The organism is Ruegeria sp. YTSC199 (assembly GCF_059609725.1).
On sequence record NZ_JBXWMF010000005.1, the window covers coordinates 208726 to 230529 of the forward strand.

Here is a 21804-nt window from a genome sequence, read left to right on the forward strand (position 1 = left end):
ATGTCTATGTCCTCTCCTTTCACTTGCGACAAATTGGAAAGGTGCAGTGGCAACTGCCAACTATTTAACATTGCTTGGAGCCGTCGTTCGGCACCATAATCGGCAGATATCGATTGAAAGGGAGTTTTAATGAAAAGAAAGTCATTGCCAGCATTGTCACTCCTCTTTCTGACCGTAGCAATTCCCGCTTTGGCACAAGATGATTGGAGCGCGCTTGAGGCCATGGTGCCTGAGAACCCGATCAAGAACGCTTACTTCGGCGAAACTCATGTACATACTTCGTTTTCACTTGATGCCTACATTGGAGGTGCACGCCTGACACCTTCGGACGCGTATCGCTTCGCGAAGGGCCAACCTGTCTCGGTAAACAACGTGCAGCGCAGAATTGGTCGACCTCTGGATTTTGCGGCCGTTTCCGATCATGCAGAATTTCTTGGCGAGATGCTCTCAACGCAGATCCCATCTGCTCCAGGGCATTACCAAGAAGCTCTTGCTGAGTTGCGCGGTTTGTCGGACATAGAAACGCAACGTGCATGGTTCGTGAAATATGTAATAAGCAACATGCGATCTGGCGAGCCTGAGCATCCCCCTTTTTTTGCTGGACTTGAAACTACAGCAACGGCTTGGGAAGACTATGTCGTAGGGGCTGCAGAGGCGCATTACGAGCCGGGGACTTTTACCAGCCTTATCGCGTTTGAATGGACGTCGGCCCCCAATGCTGGAAACATGCATCGTAACGTGATTTTCCGAGACAACAATGTGCCAGACATCCCGCTAAGTGCGCTTGATACTACAGACGAGGAAGAACTTTGGGAGTGGATGGAGGAGCAAGAAGCTGCGGGCTCTACACTGTTGGCCATCCCACATAATTCTAACGGAAGCAAAGGCTTAATGTTTGAGCCGATCGACAATGCCGGAAATCCGATCACACGTGAATATGCCGAGCGTCGCGCCAAGTGGGAGCCGTTGATCGAGATGATGCAGATCAAAGGCAATTCCGAAACCCATCCCGGCGTGTCGCCTAACGACGAATTTGCGAACTTCGAGAATGCAGAGAGTATCGCCACATTCAGTGAACGTTCCTTCCGCACCGATGGCTTCGTCCGTTGGGCTGCGACTAAAGGGCTCGACTATGAGCAGAAGCTAGGGGCGAACCCTTGGAAACTTGGTTTCATCGGAGGCACCGACAATCATAACGGTACCCCAAGTGATGTCGATGAGGCGACCTATAATGGCAGCCATGGTGTTGCCGACGGTACTATCGAGCAACGCCGCGAAGGCGAGATAGACGGCTGGTTGCTTGGCCCCGACGCTAACCCGGGCTCGCTCGCAGGCGCCTGGGCGTCCAAGAACACACGTAGTGCGATTTTTGACGCGATGCAAAGCCGCGAAACCTTCGCCACATCAGGCCCTAGGATACAGCCGCGTTTCTTTGGCGGTGCAATGCTCCAAAGCAACAACGATCCCGTGAAGCTTGTAATGGACGGTTATGCCAACGGCGTGCCGATGGGCGGTTCTCTGACAGCTTTGAACGGCCCACCAACTTTTGCGGTGCACGCATTAAAAGATCCGATCGGAGCCAACCTCGATCGCGTACAAATCATCAAGGGTTGGGTCGATGAGGGCGGATCGCCGCAAGAACGTATCATAGATGTAGTGTGGTCAGGAGATCGCGTGCCGGATGTGAATGGTAAGCTGCCGCCCATTGGCAATACGGTTGATCCTGAAACTGCGACTTACAGTAATGCAATCGGAGCTGCGGAGTTGTTTGGTCATTGGACAGACGACGATTTTGATCCTGGCCAACATGCTCTGTACTACATGCGCGTCATCGAAATCCCAACTCCACGCTGGACGACGTATGACGCCGTTCGCCACGGCCTGCCGCTCCTTGAGGATGTCGCGGTGTGGATACAAGAACGAGCATGGACTTCGCCAATTTGGTATTCACCGGAGCAGTAGCCCACAAAGGCGGTGCAACAGGCCTTATGTTATTCTTCCGTATTTGGAACTTCTGCGAATTCGCAGAGCCTCTGCGTGTGCCAATGAATGGCAACTTTGTCCGCTAACCGGACCTCACTACTCTGCTCTTGAAGAAATCTCCGGGAGCTTTGCTCGACATAGAAAAACGAACCCATAGGCCTGTGGTCACGCGTGCAACATTTACGGCAAAGGGCTGGCTGTTCACCGGCCCCGTCTTATTCTGCAATAAAGCTTACTCGGCGGCCTTTGCCATTGGATTGTTCGGGTGTGTTGTCCAGTTGGCATAGTCGGGCTGTACTTCCAAGCCGGTGCGCGGGTCGATCTCTCCGGCGGCCATCGGCACCATCGAGATACATCCGTCCACGGGGCAAACATCCACGCACAGGTTGCAGGCAACGCATTCATCGTCCATGACCTCGAACACCCGGTCGTCAGACATCGAGATCGCCTGGTGGCTAGTGTCTTCGCACGCCGCGTAGCAACGGCCGCATTTGATGCACTGGTCCTGATCGATCTTGGCCTTGGCCACGTAGTTTAGGTTCAGGTACTGCCAATCGGTCACGTTCGGAACGGCCAGGCCGACGACTTCGGAAACGTCCTTATAACCCTTTTCGTCCATCCACTTGGACAGGCCAGCGGTCAGTTCGTCGATGATCTTGAACCCATAGGTCATTGCCGCAGTGCAAACCTGAACGGTGCCACAGCCCAAAGCCATGAACTCTGCCGCATCGCGCCACGTGGTCACGCCGCCGATACCCGAGATCGGCAGCCCGTGCGTCGCCTGCGCCCGCGAAATCTCGGACACCATCGAAAGGGCAATCGGCTTCACCGCCGGACCGCAATAACCGCCATGGCTGCCTTTGCCGTCAATCGACGGTTCGGGGCTGAACGTGTCCAAATTGACGCTGGTGATCGAGTTGATCGTGTTGATCAGCGACACAGCATCCGCGCCACCGTTCCTGGCGGCCTCGGCAGGCTTACGGATATCGGTGATGTTCGGCGTCAATTTCACGATGACCGGACGGTCATAGTATTTCTTGCACCAGCGGGTCACCATCTCGATATATTCCGGCACCTGCCCCACGGCCGAGCCCATACCGCGCTCGCTCATCCCGTGCGGGCAGCCAAAGTTCAGCTCAATCCCGTCTGCACCAGTCTCGGCCACACGCGGCAAGATGGCCTTCCACGCCTCTTCTTCGCAAGGCACCATGATCGAGGCGATCAGCGCGCGATCCGGGTAATCGGCCTTGACCCGCGCCATTTCCTCGAGGTTTACCTCAAGCGGGCGGTCGGTGATCAGTTCGATGTTGTTCAATCCCAGCAGCCTTCGATCCGCGCCATAGATCGCGCCATACCGAGGTCCGTTCACGTTCACGACCGGCGGTCCTTCAGACCCCAGCGTCTTCCACACAACACCGCCCCATCCGGCCTCAAATGCGCGGCGGACGTTGTATTCCTTGTCGGTTGGCGGCGCCGAGGCCAGCCAATACGGGTTCGGGCTTTCGATGCCCAGAAAGTTTGTCTTCAAATCAGCCATTTATCCGGCCTCCCTGATGCAATTCAGCATCTTTGCCATTGAGTTTCACGCGGTCAGGCTCGCGTGGATATCCATTGCGGCGTCTCGACCCTCGGCCACGGCGGTCACGGTCAGGTCTTCGCCACCGGCCGCGCAGTCGCCCCCGGCCCAGACACCGGCCATCGAGGTGCGACCAGCCCCGGTCACGGCGATCTTGTTGCCATCCAGCTTTAGCCCCTCAGGCGCGCCGTCCAACTTTTGACCAATTGCCTTGAGCACCTGATCGGCCGGCACGCGGATGATCTCTCCGGTACCGGAAAGCTGACCGCCATGGCTGGATGTATACTCCAATTCAATCTCGGCGGCCGCACCGTTTCCGTGAACGGCAACGGGTTGCACATTGGTCATGATCTTGACGCCCTGCGACGAGGCCAGATCCTGCTCGTACCGGCTGGCGCCCATCGCATCGCGGCCGCGCCTATATGCGATGGTCACATGCTCGGCGCCCAGCAGTTTCGATTTCACCGCCGCGTCCACGGCGGTCATACCACCACCAATGACCACGACATTGCGACCCACCGGCAGATCCGCCAGGTCAGATGCCTGACGCACGTCCGAGATGAAATCGACGGCAAAGTGCACACCATCCATCTCGGCCCCTTCCGCGCGCAGGGCATTCACCCCGGCCAGACCAATGGACAGGAAAACAGCATCGTAGCTTTCAACGAGGCCGTCCAGCGAGACGCTCTCACCCAACACCGAACCGGTTTCAATCGTGATGCCGCTGATCTTTAGCAGCCAGTCCACCTCGGCCTGCGCAAAATCATTGGTCGATTTATAAGCAGCGATGCCATATTCGTTCAGACCGCCGGGCTTGGGCTTGCTTTCGTGGATCACCACATCATGCCCAAGCATCGCCAGACGGTGCGCACAGGCCAGACCCGCAGGCCCTGCCCCGATCACGGCAATGGTCTTGCCGGTCGGCGCGGCACGCTCGAACGGGTGATCTCCGGTCATCATGACGCTGTCCGTCGCGTAGCGCTGCAAGCGACCGATCTCGACCGGAGCACCCTCGGCGGTTTCGCGCACGCAGGCCTCTTCGCACAGTGTCTCGGTCGGACAAACGCGCGCGCACATGCCGCCCAGAATGTTTTGCGCCAGAATGGTCTCGCCTGCGGCTTCGGGTTGTCCGGCCTGAATCTGACGCATGAACAACGGAATATCGATATCCGTCGGACAGGCCGTCACACATGGCGCATCATAGCAGAAATAGCACCGATCCGCCGCCACGGCGGCCTCATGCGCAGCCAATGGCGGATGCAGATCGGTAAAATTCGAGGTCAGTTCATCGCTGGAAAGCCGCCCGGAGACAATGCCGGGGACCATCTGGCCCTGTGCCATCGCTCTACTCCCTGTAGATATGATTGTTATGATCTCAGCTTGCCACAATCTGATTTTTTATCAATTGGTAAAATTTATAAAATCGCCAAAAACCGTAAAAACAGGGTAGTTTTCCCAGGATTCGTGGGCAAAACCGCCTGTATATCTTGCATTCCGAATACTCGAGGCAAATGCGCGGCTACGATACGGTCTCTGGCGGAATGGAATCCGAAGATTCCCCGCATCTGGTTTTGACGGGCCTTACGGCGTGTTGTAGGTCAGGAAAAACCCGAGCAGCGCCGAACAGCGGCCATATACGTGAAAGTCACCTGATGCAGGCCAGCCCTTCGAAGTTCAACATCGTCATCATCGGGCAAAATAATCGGCTGCAATACGAGGCCTTGTTGTTTGCTGCCTCTTTGCGCCACAGCTCACCGAACTTCTCGGGGCGGTTATTTGTTGCCGTCCCACAGCCCGGGCCGCGCTGGCGTCAGGACCCCAGCATACGAAACGAAGATGTTTTGAAGGCCCTGCGGCAACTGGATGCCGAGATTCTGCCCTTTGACAGTCAGGTCTTCGGCGACAGCTATCCCTATGGAAACAAGATCGAGGCCCTGCTGGCCCTGCCCGAAGACGAGCCCTTCGTATTCTTCGACAGCGACACTCTGATCACCGGCGACCTGACCTCGGTTCCGTTTGATTTCGACCACCCCGGCGCCTCGCAAAAGGTCGAGGGCACGTGGCCCAAGCCGACGCTGTATGGCCCCGGTTTCGATGGCATCTGGAACGCATTGTACCGCCGCTTCGGGTTGGATTTTGGAAGCTCTCAGGACATCAGCCAGCCGATAGATTACTGGCGACGGTATCTGTATTTCAACGCCGGTTACTTCTTCTATTCCTGTCCGCGTAAATTCGGAGAGCGGTTTCTGGACTATGCCCGCACGATCCAGGATGAGGAGATTCCTGAACTGGCCGGACAAAACCTTGACCCCTGGCTGGATCAAGCCGCCCTGCCACTGGTGATTCATTCATTCGGCGGCGGTCGCGGTGCCCTGCCCCCCGGACTGTTGGACGGATCGATCAGTTGCCACTATCGCCTGTTCCCTTTGCTCTATGCCCGCGAGAGCGACCACGTGGTCGAGGTGCTGGAAACCGTGGTGACCCCGAACCGGGTCAAGAAGGTGCTCAAAGGATATGAGCCGATCAAAAAGCTGGTTGTGCAACGCAAGGGCCACAAGATCCGGGATATGTTCGACCGCGAAAACCTGCCCCAGCGCGAGCAGGTCATTCGCAACACGATCCGCAGCAAGGGCCTGTGGATGCGCTGACAGGATTGTTGTGCGCGCGCGCCGGATCGCCTAGAGATTCAGCAACACACATTCCAACAGGAGATTTCGACGATGTCTGACGGCCCGACTTACGGTTTCGACACACTGCAGATTCACGCGGGCGCGCGGCCCGACCCGGCGACAGGTGCGCGTCAGACTCCGATCTACCAGACCACCGCCTATGTGTTCCGCGACGCCGATCACGCGGCGGCCCTGTTCAATCTGCAAGAGGTCGGCTTCATCTATTCCCGCCTGACCAACCCGACCGTGGCTGTCCTGCAGGAACGTATCGCCACGTTGGAAGGCGGTGTCGGCGCCGTGTGCTGTTCCTCGGGTCACGCGGCACAGATCATGGCACTGTTCCCGCTGATGGGTCCGGGCTGCAACGTGGTTGCCTCGACCCGTCTGTATGGTGGCACGGTCACGCAGTTCAGCCAGACCATCAAGCGCTTTGGCTGGTCGGCCAAGTTCGTCGACACCGACGATCTGGACGCCGTGAAGGGCGCAATCGACGAAAACACCCGCGCGGTGTTCTGCGAATCCATCGCCAACCCGGGCGGCTATGTCACCGACATCCGTGCGATGGCTGATATTGCAGATGCAGCAGGTATCCCTCTGATTGTCGACAACACTTCGGCAACCCCCTACCTATGCCGCCCGATTGAACAGGGTGCTACTTTGGTGGTGCATTCGACCACCAAGTACCTGACCGGCAACGGTACCGTCACCGGCGGCTGCATCGTGGATTCAGGCAAGTTCGACTGGTCGGCGAATGACAAGTTCCCCTCGCTCAGCGAACCGGAGGCGGCCTATCATGGTCTGAAATTCCACGAGACCTTCGGCCCGCTGGCCTTCACCTTCCACGGTATCGCCATCGGCCTGCGCGATCTGGGAATGACAATGAACCCGCAAGCTGCGCATTACACGCTGCTGGGGATCGAGACCCTGTCGCTGCGGATGGAGCGCCATGTGGAGAACGCCCAGAAAATCGCTGCCTGGCTCGAGGCCGATGAGCGTGTGGACTATGTGACCTATGCGGGCCTGCCCTCTTCACCCTATTACGACCGGGTTCAGGCGCTGTACAAGAAGGGTGCTGGCGCGCTGTTCACCTTTGCGGTCAAGGGCGGCTATGACGCCTGCGTCAAGCTGGTGAATTCGCTCGAGATATTCAGCCACGTCGCCAACCTGGGCGATGCACGGTCGCTGATCATCCACTCGGCATCGACCACCCACCGCCAGCTGACACCGGAACAGCAAGAGGCGGCAGGTGCCGGGCCGAACGTGGTACGCCTGTCCATCGGTATCGAAGACGCCGACGACCTGATTGCCGATCTCGATCAGGCGCTGGCCAAAGCCTCGGCCTGATCAATGAGCGGGCACGACACCAACGATCAGGGCCAACCCATCGGCAGGCCGGTTTCGGGCGACTTCCCTCGTCCGACGCCGCCCTATACTCCAATGGATGGTCAGTATTGTTCTGTCGTTCCCTTGGATGTGAATCGGCACGCGCCCGGATTATACCGGGCGTTTGCCAACGACACGGACGGTCGCAACTGGACCTATCTGCCCTATGGGCCGTTCGCCTCGGAACACGATTTTGTTGAATGGGCCCGCGCGACCTGCATGGATGCTGACCCGATGTTCCACACGGTGCTCGACAGTGATGAAACGCCGGTCGGCGTGGCCTCGTTCCTGCGGATCGCACCCGCGGCGGGTGTGATCGAGGTCGGCCATATCCACTTCTCACCCCTGTTGCAGCGCAGTCCGCAGTCGACCGAGACTATGTACCTGATGATGCGTCGTGTGTTCGACGAACTGGGCTATCGTCGGTACGAGTGGAAATGCGATGCGCTGAACGAGGTATCCCGCAACGCCGCCGAGCGGTTGGGCTTCACCTTCGAGGGCATTTTCCGGCAAGCAACCCATTACAAGGGTCGCAACCGCGATACGGCTTGGTATTCGATCCTCGACAGCGAATGGCCACGCATCAAAGCTGCGTTCGAGGCCTGGCTGTCACCGGATAATTTCGACCAGACGGGCCAGCAGCGACAACCGCTGACGGCCCGCGCCAAAGCTGCCGGTTCAGTCGGAAATCCCGAATTCCATCGTCACATTGACCGAGACTGAAATCTCGCCGCCCGCGACCGGAACGCCGCCCGCCTCGGCCATGCTCATCGCACGCATCTGAGGCGCGGGACGAATACCGCCAGCTTGCTCGCTGATCGTTTGGACCTGCCCCAGAGTCACGTTGGCTGCCTGTGCCAGTTGCTCGGCTTTTGCCGTCGCTTCGGCCACGGCCTTGGCGCGCGCCTCTGCCTGCAGCGGAGCGGGATCCTGTACGCCAAAGCTTAGCCCGCCGAAATCATTGGCGCCGTCCTGAATGACCGCATCCATGATGGAACCCAGCTTGGTCAGGTCGCGCACACGCACCTGAACGTTGTTCGAGGCGACAAAGCCGGAAATCTCGGGCCGTTCGCCGCTGGGGTTGTTGCGCCCGGACCAGACCGGCGACAGCGACAGATCACGGGTCTGCACATCGTGGGATTCGACGCCCATATCCTCCAGCCGCTTCAAAATCTGTGCAACGGCATCAGAAGTCGCCTGCATGGCATTCGACGCCTCGGCATCTTCGTTTGTAACGCCCAGAGTGATAGTCGCCATATCGGGCGCGGCCTGAACGGTTCCGGCCGCATCCACCGTGATGCGACGTTCTTCCGCATGCGCCATGCCTGCTGCGGTCACGGCCATCATCGCGGCCAGAAAAGCGATTTTCTTCAAGGTCTTCCCTCCAATTTCTCCAGGACCAACATGGGGATGTGAGGGCTGATCAAACAAGGGGAACATCCGGCTTTTTCTTTCCCTCGGCGAGAACCTGCTTTAATGTCACTCTGCGGACGAGATGTCGTTTGCATTGATGCTGACAATTATGGTTCTTCGGGAATATGAAACCCGCATTTGCGCTGTCTTTTTCTGCGACCAAAATATCTGTGCACCACCAATCGGATGACGACTGGTACTGCATTGGTGAGGTTGCACTGGATACGCCAGACTTGGACGATCAGCTTCATGCCTTGCGGGACAAGGCGTTCGCGCTGGAAAACAACCTGAGTTGCAAGGTCGTGATTCCGGCAGATCAGGTCCGATTCCTGTCAATGGAAACAGATGGAGAAACGCCGGAGGAAAGCGCAAAACAGGCCCGGTCCGCGCTGGCCGATGCAACACCATACTCGGTCGATGACCTGGTTTTTGACGTCGCAACGGTCGGCTCTACCACCCATGTTGCGGCCATCGCGAAACAGACGCTGGACGAAGCACACGATTTTGCAACCGAACATGGGTTTATTTCAGTTCAGTTCACGGCGGACACAGATCAGGCCCAGTTCCCGGCCGAGCCCCTGTTTTTGGACCATAAAAGCGAAAACCCGGCAGCACCGCAGGACAGGGTTATTCCTGCGCCTAACGTCCACGCTATCGCTGACACAACGGCTCCGGACTTGTTCCGCGCGCCGTCCGCTGATGAGACGCCCAAGGCGACCTTTGAAGCGTTGGCCAAAAAACACGCCGTATCAATTGCAGCTGCACTCACCGTCGCGGTGGCGTTAGGGGCATGGGCTCTGATCGCGCCGGACAGTGACGAAGAGCCTGAAACGGCGCAGGTCGAAATCACCCTGCCCGAGCCTGACACTCAGGTCAGTGAAACCACGCCGGTAGTTCCGGCCGAGCCCGAAACGCCGCCCGCTGAAACAGCCGAACGCGAACCGGAGGGGCCCCTTGTCGATGAGCCTGAGCTATCTCCCACGGATACCGCGATCCTCGAAGCGCTGAATGTGGAACCAACGCTGGTCGAAGAGATCGATCGCGACCCCGAACCGCAGGACATCCCAGCACAACCCGGCATCGAGATCATCGCGCCCGCGCCTCTGACACCCCCGGCTCTGCCCCCGCAAGAAGAGCTGTATCTGGCCTCTATCGACAAATCCAACCTGTCCAACGACGCAATTGCCCAACCTTCCGTTGAAAGCTTTGCTACCGACGCGCCCTTTGATCAGGTCGCACTGCCCAGCGTTGCCGGTTCCCGGTTCGACCTGGATGAACGAGGGCTTGTCGCTCCCAGTGCCGAAGGAACGTTGAACCCCGAGGGGATTGTCGTCTATCTCGGGCGCCCAGCCAAGGCACCGCCAGCGCCCCCCGTCCGGTTCGAACAGGAACCGACCCTTGAAGAGCCCTCTGACCGGCTGGCCGGGCTGCGCCCGAAACCGCGCCCTGGTGACCTGATCGAGCGGTTCGAGCGTCAGCAGTTGGGCGGACGCTCTCGCGAGGAACTGGCGGCGCTGCGCCCCAAAGTTCGCCCTGCGTCTCTGCAAAGACAAGAGGTTGAAGAAGCACCTGCCCCCGCTGTGCTGGGAGGACTGCGCGTACCGCGTCCAAAAACACGCCCTACGGGTCTTGCCCCTTCTTCGAGCACCCAAACTGCCAGTTTGGGTTCGACGGCCGGTATTGGTCAGGTCGAGGCCGGCTCGTTCCAGCCCAAGGCCGTGGCCCCCAAAATTCCGTCAACAGCCTCGGTTGCACGGCAAGCAACGATCGACAATGCGCTGAATCTGCGAAAGCTGAACCTGATCGGAGTCTACGGCACACCCGCCAACCGCCGGGCGCTGGTACGCTTGCCCAGCGGCCGCTACAAGAAACTGAAAGTGGGTGACAGGCTTGACGGCGGCAAAGTAATCGCAATTGGTGACAGCGAGCTACGCTATCAGAAAAAGGGTCGGAACCTGACGCTGAAAATGCCGCGCGGTTAAAGCGGGCGAAAATACCCGCTTTAACTTATGCCATCAAGCCGCTGAAATTTCTCCGCTTTCGATTTGCTCCCGTTCAATGGACTCGAACAGGGCCTGAAAGTTCCCCTCTCCGAACCCATCATCGCCTTTGCGTTGAATGAACTCGAAAAAGATCGGGCCGATCACGGTTTTCGAGAAGATTTGCAGCAGGATTCTGGTTTCGCCGCCGTCCAGAACGCCCTCGCCGTCGATCAGGATGCCATGTTTCATCATCCGGTCCAGCGGCTCGTCGTGGTCGGTGACACGATCCTTGGACATGTCATAGTAGGCCTTGTTCGGCCCGGGCATGAATTTCAGCCCCTTTTCGGCAATCGCATCGGTCGAGGCATAGATATCCTCGCTACCCACCGCGATATGCTGAATGCCCTCACCTTTGTACTTGTTCAGATAAGACACGATCTGCCCGGTCTCGCCGCGATCTTCGTTGATCGGTATGCGAATACGGCCGCAAGGCGATGTCAGGGCACGGCTGTAGAGGCCGGTATACTTACCCTGAATGTCAAAGAACCGGATTTCGCGAAAGTTGAACAGGGCTTCGTAAAACTTAAACCACTTGTCCATATTCCCGCTATAGACGTTGTGCGTCAGGTGATCGAGGTAATAGAACCCGTCGCCGCGTGGCTTGGATTGCTTCGTCCAGGTGAACTCCTGATTGTAGGGCGAAGTGTCATGGTATTGGTCGATGAAATAGATCAGCGACCCGCCGATACCCCTGATTGCGGGAACATCCATGGTCTTGTCTGCCGCATCATAGGGTTCGGCGCCTTTGGACACTGCGTGATCATAGGCCTTTTTTGCGTCCACCACACGCCAGCCCATCGCCGATGCGCAGGGGCCGTGCTCGGCAACAAACCGCGCGGCGAAGCTTTCGGTGTCGGCATTCAGAATGTAGGTCACATCGCCTTGCTGCCACAGCTCAACCTCAGGTCTGTCCGTGTGGTAGCCAACCTGTTCAAAGCCCATTTTGGCGAACAGATCACGCAGTTCCTGAGGCTCAGGATGCGCAAATTCCACAAACTCAAACCCGTCGGTACCGACGGGGTTTTCTTTGCTGATGACAGATTTCGGGGCGTTGTGCGGGAAAGGACCCATGGTGCACCTCATTAAAATAGGAATTTCTTTGCTGATTCTAAAATACGCCTTAACCAGCGCTGTTTCTGCGCATTGTTTTCGTATAACCTAGCAAAATACGCGCAAAACACGCACTGTTTTGCACATTAGTGAAGAAAGCCCGCATATGCTGGATGCCACCGACACGCGCCTGCTCTCTGCCCTGCAAAAGGACGCCCATCTGACTGCGCATCAACTGGGGGAAATGCTGAACCTATCACCCAGTCAGGCCGGGCGGCGGCGGCAGAGGCTGGAAGCTGAGGGCTACATCACCGGATACACCGCCCGGCTTGACCCGCTGAAGCTGGGTCTACATGTGCAGGGGTTCATTCAGGTGCACCTGGGCACGCATGGTCCCGAACAATCGGAGAGTTTCGCCCGTATGGTTCACTCACGCCCCGAGATCACCAGCGCCTGGACGATGACCGGTGAGGCGGATTACCTGCTGCGCGTTTATTGCGACGATCTAACTGCGCTCAACCGCTTGCTTCACGAGGTGATACTGCCGCATCCTGCAGTCGCACGGGTGCAAAGCCAAATCGTGATGGATCAGCTCAAGCGCGACGCCCCTTTACCCACCTGACCTGACCGAAAGGACCGACATGGACGATTTCCTCTATCAGGCCTCAATCTATCTGGCAGCCGCTGTGATTGCCGTGCCCCTGTCGGCGCGTCTGGGGCTGGGGTCCGTGTTGGGGTATCTGGCTGCGGGCATCGTCATTGGCCCCGTGTTCGGCCTAGTCGGCGCCGAAACCGAAAGCCTACAACACGTGGCCGAGTTTGGTGTGGTCATGATGCTGTTTCTGATCGGGCTGGAGCTTGAGCCGCGCGCGCTGTGGGATATGCGTGACAGGTTGCTGGGCCTTGGCGGCCTGCAGGTCGGTCTATCGACAGCTGCCATCGCCTGCGTCGCCATGTATGCAAACCATCCTTGGTCTGTTGCGCTGGCGGTCGGGTTGACCCTGTCGCTGTCTTCTACTGCAATCGTTCTGCAAACGCTGTCGGAAAAAGGGCTGATGCAGACCAATGGCGGTCGCGCTACATTCTCGGTGCTGCTGACGCAGGACATCGCGGTGATCCCTATTCTGGCGCTGCTGCCGCTTTTGGCGCTGCCTTCGATACCGCATCTGGAAAGCGACGGATCAATCGACCGGGGCGTGAAAGACTTGCACGATGCAGGCCATCACAGCCTGTCCTTGGTTGAAGGCTTGCCCGGCTGGGCCGTCACGCTGGTCACCATAGGCGCGATTGCCTTCGTGATCCTTGCGGGCGTCTACCTGACACGGCCGCTGTTCCGCTTTATCCACGCCACCCGCCTGCGCGAGATGTATACCGCGCTGGCACTGATGATCGTGGTGGGGATTTCCTTCCTGATGACGCTTGTTGGCCTGTCCCCTGCGTTAGGCGCCTTTCTGGCGGGCGTTGTTCTGGCCAGCTCGGAGTTCCGGCATGAAATGGAAAGCGACCTTGAGCCGTTCAAGGGTCTGTTCTTGGGCCTGTTCTTCATCACGGTCGGCGCCGGGATCGATGTCGGCTATTTCTTCAATGACCCGCTCGAACTGATCGGGCTGGCCCTTCTGGTAATTCTGTTCAAAGGGGTCATCCTGTATCTCGTTGGCCGCGCCTTCAAGCTGCGCGGACGGGACCACTGGCTTTTCACGTTAGGCCTGGCACAAGCAGGTGAGTTCGGCTTTGTCCTGCTGGCCTTTTCGACGCAGCAGAACGTCATCCCGTCCGACCTTTCGCAGAAACTGCTGATGATCATCGCCCTGACCATGCTGATCACACCGCTGCTGTTCATCATCTATGACCTGCTGTCCCGCCGGATCAGAGACAGCGGACCGCAGCCGGAACCGGACAAGATTGACGAGCAAGGCCCGGTAATCATCGCAGGCATCGGCCGCTTTGGTCAGATCGTGAACCGTCTGGTCCGGGCGAGCGGGTTCAAAACCATCGTATTGGATCATAATATCGACACCATCCAGTTGATGCGTCGCTTTGGCGTCAAAGGGTTTCTGGGTGATCCGACCCGACCCGAGTTGTTGCGCGCCGCAGGGCTTGAGAAAGCGACTGTGCTTGTTGCCGCGATGGATGACCGCAAACAAGTAACACGTCTGGTCAGCTTTGCCCGACGTCAGCGCCCGGATCTGCACATCATCGCCCGCGCCCATGACCGAACTCACGTGTACGAACTGTACCAGGCAGGCGCGAACGATATCGTGCGCGAGATGTTCGACAGCTCACTGCGAGCCGGGCGTTATGTCCTCGAGAATATCGGCCTGAGCGAATATGAGGCCGCGCAGGCCGAACAGACCTTCTACCACCACGACCGCGCATCAATCCGCGAACTTGCCGAGCTTTGGATCCCCGGGATGCCGACAGCGGAAAACAAGAAATACATCGAACGCGCGCAGCAGTTCGAGAAAGATCTGGAAACCGAGCTTCTGGAACTGGCCGAGAAGCACGCCCAGAAATCGGCCTGACCCTGACATGCGGGTCAGGCCGTTCGGGTTACCCGTCTGAAACTCCAGCCTCGGCAAAGGTGGCCATGCCCGAATGGCAGGCCACTGCGCTTTTCAGAATGTTGATCGCCAGCGCCCCTCCCGAGCCTTCGCCCAATCTCAGGCCAAGTTTCAGCAACGGTTCCTTGCCGAGCTTTTTTAGCACTGCGCCATGCGCGCCTTCTGCGCTCTGATGCCCGGCAATGGCGTGATCCAGGGCCCCTGCGGAGACGTTAGCCAGACAGGCCGCAGCCGCCGAGCAGATGAAACCATCCAGAATGACCGGAATGCGCAGAACGCGCGCGGCGGCGATGGCACCGGCCATCGCCGCAATCTCGCGCCCACCGAGGCGACACAGAACGTCCAGACCGTCACCAGCCCCTGCGTGCAGGGCCACACCTTCGGCCACGACGCGGGTTTTGTTGATCAGCCCGGCGTCATCGACACCGGTGCCGCGCCCGGTCCAGTCAGATGCGTCTCCGCCGAACAGGGCACAGGCGATCGCGGCGGCCGGAGTGGTGTTTCCAATCCCCATCTCTCCGACAACCAGCAGATCCGCCTTGGGATCAACGGCATTCCAACCGGTGCGCAGTGCCTGCAACAGCTCATCCTCGGACATGGCCGGACCTGCAGTGAAATCGGCGGTGGGCGCATCCAAATTCAGCGCGTGTACATCCATCGTGGCACCGGCAGCCTTGGCCAACTGGTTGATTGCCGCGCCACCGTGTTCAAAGTTCATCACCATCTGCACGGTCACTTCCGGTGGAAAGGCCGAGACGCCTTGCGCCGTGACACCATGGTTGCCCGCAAAAACAATCACCTGCGGAGCGCTAATCTGCGGACGGGCATCCCCACGCCACCCCGCATACCAGATCGCCAAATCCTCGAGCCTACCCAGCGCTCCCGGCGGCTTGGTCAGCTGTCCATTGCGGTCAGCCGCCCCTTGCAGCGCAGTCTCATCCGGAGCGGGTGCTTGGCTCAGAGTATCACGGAGTGTTTTCAGATCATTAAGTTCGGGCAGCATCGAAAGCCTCGTTGCATCAGAGTGGTCCTGTGTGTTTAACCGAAGCGTCCAATCCAACAAGACCCGGAAAGGCGCGGGAGTGCATAAAAACGACAACACCCTGATTTCCGCATGGGATATTCCGCTGGCGCTGGTGCTACTGACACGCCTGCCGGTACCCCGCCTGCCCGAAAAGGCCTTTGCGCGTCAGGCCGATTCCGCCTGGGCTTTTCCTCTGGTCGGACTGGTGGTGGGCCTACTGGCCTGCGCCGTAGGTTGGGTCTCGATAGCGATGGGTCTGCCCGCAATGATCGCTGCTGTACTTGTTACCGCCACGCTGGTGATTTCAACCGGCGCCATGCACGAAGACGGGTTGGCCGACACAGCAGACGGGCTTTGGGGCGGGTTCACGCGGGAGCGCCGGTTGGAAATCATGAAGGACAGCCATATCGGGGCCTACGGGGTCCTGACGCTGATCTTCACCCAATTGATGCGTGTCGCATTGATTGCAGCCCTGCTGACGGCTGGCACTTACGGAGCGGTTCTTGCCGCGTGCATCGTGTCCCGTGCGTTCATGCCGGTGCTGATGGGTGCCCTGCCCAACGCCCGCAACGGCGGCCTGAGCCATTCGGTCGGCGCGCCGCGCCGGGCAACCGTGGCGGTCGGACTTGCGCTGGCCGTTATCTGCGCGGCGCTTTTGGCAGGGGCAGGAACCACCCTGCCCGTCATCCTTGCCGCTGTAAGTGCCGCAGTGCTGGCTTGGGTCGCAAAGGCCAAGATCGGCGGCCAGACCGGTGACATCCTGGGCGCTACGCAACAGCTGGCCGAACTGGCCTTCCTGGCCACAGCCGTGGCGACACTTTAGCTCACACCGCCAGTCTCGATCCTCAGGGTTGCACCGCAATGTTTGCAATGCACCGCGTCTGGGTCGTGACGGTAAAGCCCACAGCTTGGGCATTTGTGCCGCACTTTCTGCGGCATGAAGATCGCCTGCGCCAACCGCACGAACAGCGCCACGCCCACCACCATGATGAACACCGAAAACAACTTACCGCCCGGGGTCGACAAGGTGATATCACCGAAGCCGGTCGTGGTCAGCGTTGCCATGGTGAAATAGAGGGCATCGATATACGCGGTCTGGCTGTTGTCGGGGATGAAGAACACAAGAACGGCCGTGGAAGTCGCGAACACGAACACCATCAGGTTGATCGCTGCGATCACAGCGTCTTCATGCGTCCGGAAAAACTGACTGTCGCGCCGCAGGTCACGCAGCAGGTGATAGGAGTGGATCAGGCGCAAAGCACGCAGAATCCGCACGAAGGCCAGGTTTCCTGGCAAGAACGGATCAAGCAGCAACGAGGAAATCACGACGATATCGGCCAGCGTGTAGACCTTGCGCAGTAGCTTCCAGCGATCCTTTGCGATCCACAGTCGGGCCAGAAAATCCAGCAGGATCAAAAAACCGACGCACAGGCTGGCGATGGTGATCCCCGGACCATGTGGGATATTCGCCGTAGCCACGAAAAACACGATCGACGCCGCGTCGAACAGGATCAGACCATAGCGGAACCAGACGGAAACCGGCTCATGCGCGATGTAAAGGAACTTAACGGTTTGCTTTATCCCGGTCATGTATCCGCCTCTGGTTACAGGAAAATTAGCGGCAAACGGGGAATTCACCAAGACCAGAGACGAAAAAGGCCGCCCCCCTAACGGGAGCGGCCAGAATTTCAGTGTTCGCTGCAATCAGGCGGCGGCGGCGCGTGAGGTCAGAACTTCATCCACCTGCTTGGCAGCCGAAACTTCGCCAGCGCCGGAGACAGCGGCCACTTCGCGGGTCAGACGCTCGAGCGCGGCTTCGTAGAGTTGACGCTCAGAATAGCTCTGTTCGCGCTGGTCGTCGGTGCGGTGCAGGTCGCGGACCACCTCAGCGATCGAGATCAGATCGCCCGAGTTGATCTTTTGTTCGTACTCCTGCGCCCGGCGGGACCACATGGCGCGCTTGACCTTGGCCTTGCCTTTCAGTGTTTTCATCGCTTGGCTGATGACATCCGGTGAGCTGAGCGACCGCAGGCCGGATTCGGTGACCTTGTTGGTCGGCACTCGCAGGGTCATCTTGTCTTTTTCAAAGGAGATGACGAAGAGCTCAAGCGAGTATCCCGCGACTTCCTGCTCTTCGATCGAGATGATCTGACCCACGCCATGCGCAGGGTAAACAACATAGTCGTTCGGGCGGAACTCAAGCTTTTTCGACTTAGACATACAGGTTCATCCTTGGTTACAGAGCGAGATACGGGACAAAAAAACACACAAGCCGGAGCCTTTTTCAGCTCCGCCAAGCGGCTGTTTTGTCATTAAATCAGAACTCCAAAGCAGTCATACTTACGGAGCACATCCCCATCTCATTCATCATTCAGGTTACGATTATATCACAGAATTACGGCGCCCGAAAGGTCACGACCAATTGCGGCCTTGAAAACCTATTTTTTTCAAGGCGATGCAACCTGTTTCTATACCTGAACGAACAAGTTCAGAGAGCGAATCGCTTAGCCACCTTCGCCTGGCGCTTCCGAGAAATACTTCTCCATCTTGCCCTCTTCACCGTCACGTTCTTCGGCTTCGGGCAGCGGGTCTTTCTTGGTCACGATCACCGGCCATTGTTCCGAGTATTTCCGGTTGAATTCGACCCACTGATCCATGCCCGGTTCGGTGTCGGGGCGGATGGCGTCGGCGGGGCATTCAGGTTCGCACACGCCGCAGTCGATGCACTCATCGGGGTGAATGACCAATGTGTTCTCACCTTCGTAGAAACAGTCCACCGGGCACACCTCGACACAGTCGGTGTATTTGCAGGCGATGCAGTTTTCAGTGACAACGTAGGTCATGGTCGGATTCCCATTTGCGCTTTGGGCGTTAGCTAATCCAGTATTGCATTGTCTTCAAGGGAAGATCAGCCCTCTTTGGTGCGAGAAAGATCAAGCGCGCGCCGATCTTTCTTGGTCGGACGACCTTTTCCTTCGAAACCCGGATTTTTGGGCGGGACGTCCCGTTTTTCAGTCAAATCGAAGTATAATGTCTGAGCCTCGGGTGCCGGACCTCGTCGCTCGCCGAGCTTTTCGACCCGAACCACTCGCACGGTACGGGCCTGTGGGAAGGTCAGAACGTCTCCGGGTCCTACGGCCTGCGCCGGTTTCAGGACCCGATTTCCGTTCAGCCGGACATGGCCGGCGCTGACCTGTTTGGCGGCAAGGCTGCGGGTCTTGAAGAACCGCGCCTGCCACAGCCATTTGTCGATCCGCAGCTTGGCCTCGGCCATCGACGTTTAGTTACCGTCCTTCAAACCCATCAGCGCTGCTGCGAACGGGTTATCGGGGTCGATAGCCTTTTCCTTCTTGGGCGGACGGGACGAGAAGGACTTGGCACCTTGCGGCTTGCCACCCTTCTTGCCCTGCGGCTTGCCGCGCCCGTCCTGAGGTTTGCCTCGCGGTTTGCCTTTGCTCTGCCCCTGCCGCTGTTCACGACGTGGGCCACGGTTGGCTTGGCGCTGACGACCCCAGGTGAAGGTGTAGAATACTTCGACCCCGGGTTCCTCTGATTCCAGAGCCTCAGCCGGCGCCTCGGTGCTTTCGGTGGCCTCGGCTGACGCCTCGGCGGGGGCGACGACCTCTTCGGTTTCCGCGACGGGCGCCGGAGTTTCTTCGGTTACCGGTTGTTCAATCGCATCCGCGATGGGTTGCTCTGCCGGAGCAGGTTTCACCTTTTCACGCTCACCTCGTTCAGCCTTATAACCCAAGCCCTGCATCAGGTCGGCGAACTGTTCCAGCGTCATGCCGGTGATCGACAGCATGTCGGGCTTGGCTTCGAACCCACCACGGCTGTCTTCGGCGCGCAGCATATCCGCCAGACGTTCCAGCATGTCGATCCGGATCGAGCGTTCGCCCGCATCGCGGTAACCGCACATAGTATCGTAACCCTCGGGCGCATCCTTGGCGACCGGAACGGTGACCAGACCCGGAGGCGGTGCTTCGGGGAATTCCTGCAGCCCGTTGGCCAGCGCCCACAAAACAAGTCGCAGGCGCGTCGGTGCAGGCTTCAGCAGCAGCGGCATGAAGATGGTGAACTGACCGAACCGGATGCCATGCTTTCGCAGCGCGCCGCGGGCGTCCTGATCCAGATCCTTGACCTCTTGCGCGACACCGGCACGCGGCAGAACGCCCAGCGCCTCGACCATCCGGAAAGCGAAGCCTTTGGCCAGACCGGACAGTTCCTCGTCCCGTGACAGGTTCAACAGCGGCTCAAACAGCGCGGCAACCTTGCGGTCGATAAAGTGCTGCAGACGGCGCTGCACCTTCTGTTCGACATCCGGGCCTGCGGCCTCGTCCACAAAAACCTCAACCATCGGCTTGAGGGGCTCTACCCCGGCAACCAGCTTACCGACGGCATATTCGCCCCACATCAGGCCACCCTGATCGGTAAAATCAATTTCGGTATCGGGCGCATTGTAGAAGCGGTCTGCACGCAGATGGAATTGCGGTGCGAGTGCTTGCAGGGAAGCCGACTTCAAAGCTTTCGCCTCGGTTCCTTGCGCGCTTTTGTCCGGTGTAAACCGGAACCCTTCCAATCGACCGACGAATTCTCCTTCGACGGTCACTTCACCCTTGTCATTTACTTCGGCCAAAAGGGCCTCCTTCTGTTTGAGCCGGCGCAGCAACACAGATGTGCGCCGGTCCACAAATCTTTGCGTCAGTCGGTCATGTAATGCGTCCGACAGCCTGTCTTCTACAGTGCGCGTTTCGTCACGCCAATGTGATTCGTCACGCACCCAACCGTTTCGCTGCGCAACATATGTCCAAGTGCGAATATATGCCAACCTTTTGGACAGTGCATCAATATCCCCGTCGGTCCGGTCGATCCGACGTATTTGCCGCGCCATGAAGTCATCCGGGATCGAACCGCGTTCGTGCAAGTGCCCATAGATCACTTCGAGCAGACTGGCGTGTTCGGCGTGGCTGATACCGCGAAAATCGGGGATTCGACACACATCCCACAGCAAACGGATCGATTGGCCATCACTGGCGCGAGCCGCGACCTCGGTCACTTGCGACAGTGATTTCAGCACATTCAGGTCATCCGCGGGCCGTGCCTTGATCAGATGTTCGTCGTTTGGACTGACCTCAAGCGAGTCGATCAGCGCCTCAATCGAGCCAAACCGCAGGGTGGCATTCCTCCAGTTCAGTTTTTTCATCGGCGTGAACCGGCTGTCCATGATTGCCTGCGCGACACCCTCGTCAAGTGGCGGGGCCTCACCAGTCACGCCGAACGTGCCATCCGACATCCCGCGACCAGCGCGGCCTGCGATCTGAGCCAACTCATTGGGAGCGAGCGGACGCATCCGGCGGCCATCGAATTTGCTTAGGGAAGAAAAGGCGACGTGTTCGACATCCAGGTTCAGCCCCATGCCAATAGCATCGGTGGCGACCAGGTAGTCGACCTCGCCATTTTGATACAGGTCCACCTGCGCGTTCCGCGTGCGCGGGCTGAGCGCCCCCATGACCACGGCCGCACCGCCCTTTTGGCGGCGCAAAAGCTCGGCAATCGCATAGACACTATCGACTGAGAACCCGACAATCGCACTGCGCGACGGCATACGGCTGATTTTCTTTGATCCCGCATAGACAAGCTGCGACATCCGTTCACGGCGAACAAACTGAGCCTCAGGCACCAGCGCCGCGATGGAGCCGCGCATGGTGTCTGATCCCAGAAACAACGTCTCATTGGTGCCGCGCGCCCGCAGCAGGCGGTCGGTGAAGACATGGCCGCGTTCGGGATCGGCGCAGAGCTGGATCTCGTCGATGGCCACGAAATCCGCGCCCATGCCCTCGGGCATCGCCTCAACCGTGCAAACCCAGTACTGGGTGCGCGGCGGTACGATCCGCTCTTCACCCGTTACAAGCGCCACAACGGACGGGCCGCGAATGGCGACGATCTTGTCATAAACCTCGCGCGCCAGCAGACGCAGCGGCAGACCGATTACTCCGGTCCGATATCCCAGCATCCGCTCGATCGCGTAGTGGGTTTTACCTGTGTTGGTCGGGCCGAGTACGGCCACAATTCGGGATGACCCGCTCACCTTTGCCCCCTGCCC

18 protein-coding genes are annotated in these 21804 nt (G+C 58.7%); 8 read left to right on the forward strand and 10 right to left on the reverse strand.

Annotated features, from left to right (window positions below):
• Positions 1–129 precede the first annotated feature (129 nt).
• Positions 130–1962, forward strand: a complete 1833-nt coding sequence (locus tag AC2FEE_RS06850; protein ID WP_496863957.1) for a DUF3604 domain-containing protein — start codon at positions 130–132, stop codon at positions 1960–1962.
• Positions 1963–2215: 253 nt separating this feature from the next.
• On the opposite strand, the gene preA is transcribed toward AC2FEE_RS06850, so the two are convergent.
• Together preA and AC2FEE_RS06860 are read right to left on the reverse strand one after the other, a co-directional pair.
• Positions 2216–3520 (reverse strand): NAD-dependent dihydropyrimidine dehydrogenase subunit PreA, encoded by a 1305-nt coding sequence (gene preA / locus AC2FEE_RS06855; protein ID WP_496863959.1) that lies wholly within the window; start codon positions 3518–3520, stop codon positions 2216–2218.
• Positions 3521–3565: 45 nt separating this feature from the next.
• Positions 3566–4900, reverse strand: coding sequence for an NAD(P)-dependent oxidoreductase (locus AC2FEE_RS06860; protein ID WP_496863961.1), 1335 nt, complete (start codon positions 4898–4900; stop codon positions 3566–3568).
• Between the two features lie 311 nt (positions 4901–5211).
• Between AC2FEE_RS06860 and AC2FEE_RS06865 the strand changes: the two genes are divergently transcribed.
• The 3 genes from AC2FEE_RS06865 (at position 5212) to AC2FEE_RS06875 (ending at position 8334) form a co-directional block, all read left to right on the forward strand.
• A complete protein-coding gene (locus AC2FEE_RS06865; RefSeq protein WP_496863963.1) occupies positions 5212–6207 on the forward strand; it encodes a GT-B fold glycosyltransferase domain-containing protein in 996 nt (331 codons plus the stop codon).
• Between the two features lie 72 nt (positions 6208–6279).
• The gene (locus AC2FEE_RS06870; protein ID WP_496863965.1) at positions 6280–7572 is read left to right on the forward strand and encodes an O-acetylhomoserine aminocarboxypropyltransferase/cysteine synthase family protein; all 1293 of its coding nucleotides are present in this window, start codon (positions 6280–6282) and stop codon (positions 7570–7572) included.
• A 3-nt stretch (positions 7573–7575) separates the two neighbouring features.
• Positions 7576–8334 carry a GNAT family N-acetyltransferase gene (locus AC2FEE_RS06875; protein ID WP_496863967.1) on the forward strand — a complete coding sequence of 253 codons (759 nt, stop codon included), beginning with the start codon at positions 7576–7578 and terminating at the stop codon, positions 8332–8334.
• On the opposite strand, the gene AC2FEE_RS06880 is transcribed toward AC2FEE_RS06875, so the two are convergent.
• Entirely contained in the window at positions 8290–8985 is a 696-nt protein-coding gene (locus AC2FEE_RS06880) for an SIMPL domain-containing protein (RefSeq protein ID WP_496863969.1), read from the reverse strand. The genes AC2FEE_RS06875 and AC2FEE_RS06880 overlap by 45 nt on opposite strands.
• A gap of 164 nt (positions 8986–9149) precedes the next feature.
• Here AC2FEE_RS06880 and AC2FEE_RS06885 point away from each other — a divergent pair, with 164 nt between their 5' ends.
• Positions 9150–11006 carry a hypothetical protein gene (locus AC2FEE_RS06885; protein ID WP_496863970.1) on the forward strand — a complete coding sequence of 619 codons (1857 nt, stop codon included), beginning with the start codon at positions 9150–9152 and terminating at the stop codon, positions 11004–11006.
• Positions 11007–11039: 33 nt separating this feature from the next.
• Here AC2FEE_RS06885 and hppD read toward each other — a convergent pair whose 3' ends face one another.
• The gene (gene hppD / locus AC2FEE_RS06890) at positions 11040–12137 is read right to left on the reverse strand and encodes a 4-hydroxyphenylpyruvate dioxygenase (RefSeq protein WP_496863971.1); all 1098 of its coding nucleotides are present in this window, start codon (positions 12135–12137) and stop codon (positions 11040–11042) included.
• A gap of 145 nt (positions 12138–12282) precedes the next feature.
• On the opposite strand from hppD, the gene AC2FEE_RS06895 reads away from it, so the two are divergent.
• The gene (locus tag AC2FEE_RS06895) at positions 12283–12738 is read left to right on the forward strand and encodes an Lrp/AsnC family transcriptional regulator (protein WP_496863972.1); all 456 of its coding nucleotides are present in this window, start codon (positions 12283–12285) and stop codon (positions 12736–12738) included.
• Positions 12739–12757: 19 nt separating this feature from the next.
• A complete protein-coding gene (locus AC2FEE_RS06900; protein WP_496863973.1) occupies positions 12758–14638 on the forward strand; it encodes a monovalent cation:proton antiporter-2 (CPA2) family protein in 1881 nt (626 codons plus the stop codon).
• 28 nt (positions 14639–14666) lie between these two features.
• On the opposite strand, the gene cobT is transcribed toward AC2FEE_RS06900, so the two are convergent.
• Positions 14667–15680, reverse strand: a complete 1014-nt coding sequence (gene cobT / locus AC2FEE_RS06905; RefSeq protein ID WP_496863974.1) for a nicotinate-nucleotide--dimethylbenzimidazole phosphoribosyltransferase — start codon at positions 15678–15680, stop codon at positions 14667–14669.
• A 79-nt stretch (positions 15681–15759) separates the two neighbouring features.
• Here cobT and cobS point away from each other — a divergent pair, with 79 nt between their 5' ends.
• Entirely contained in the window at positions 15760–16524 is a 765-nt protein-coding gene (gene cobS, locus AC2FEE_RS06910; RefSeq protein ID WP_496863975.1) for an adenosylcobinamide-GDP ribazoletransferase, read from the forward strand.
• Here cobS and AC2FEE_RS06915 read toward each other — a convergent pair.
• From AC2FEE_RS06915 to AC2FEE_RS06935, 5 genes are all read right to left on the reverse strand, one after another.
• Positions 16521–17291: an ion channel gene (locus AC2FEE_RS06915; protein WP_496863977.1), complete on the reverse strand. Its 771-nt coding sequence runs from the start codon at positions 17289–17291 to the stop codon at positions 16521–16523. The two genes, cobS and AC2FEE_RS06915, sit on opposite strands and share 4 nt — an antisense overlap.
• Positions 17292–17405: 114 nt before the next feature.
• On the reverse strand, positions 17406–17921 hold the full coding sequence (locus tag AC2FEE_RS06920; protein ID WP_170348382.1) for a CarD family transcriptional regulator: 516 nt from the start codon (positions 17919–17921) through the stop codon (positions 17406–17408).
• A gap of 284 nt (positions 17922–18205) precedes the next feature.
• Positions 18206–18544, reverse strand: a complete 339-nt coding sequence (gene fdxA, locus AC2FEE_RS06925) for a ferredoxin FdxA (protein WP_170324594.1) — start codon at positions 18542–18544, stop codon at positions 18206–18208.
• Between the two features lie 65 nt (positions 18545–18609).
• Positions 18610–18975: an RNA-binding S4 domain-containing protein gene (locus tag AC2FEE_RS06930; protein WP_496863979.1), complete on the reverse strand. Its 366-nt coding sequence runs from the start codon at positions 18973–18975 to the stop codon at positions 18610–18612.
• Between the two features lie 6 nt (positions 18976–18981).
• A complete protein-coding gene (locus tag AC2FEE_RS06935; protein WP_496863980.1) occupies positions 18982–21789 on the reverse strand; it encodes a helicase-related protein in 2808 nt (935 codons plus the stop codon).
• Between the last annotated feature and the right edge of the window lie 15 nt (positions 21790–21804).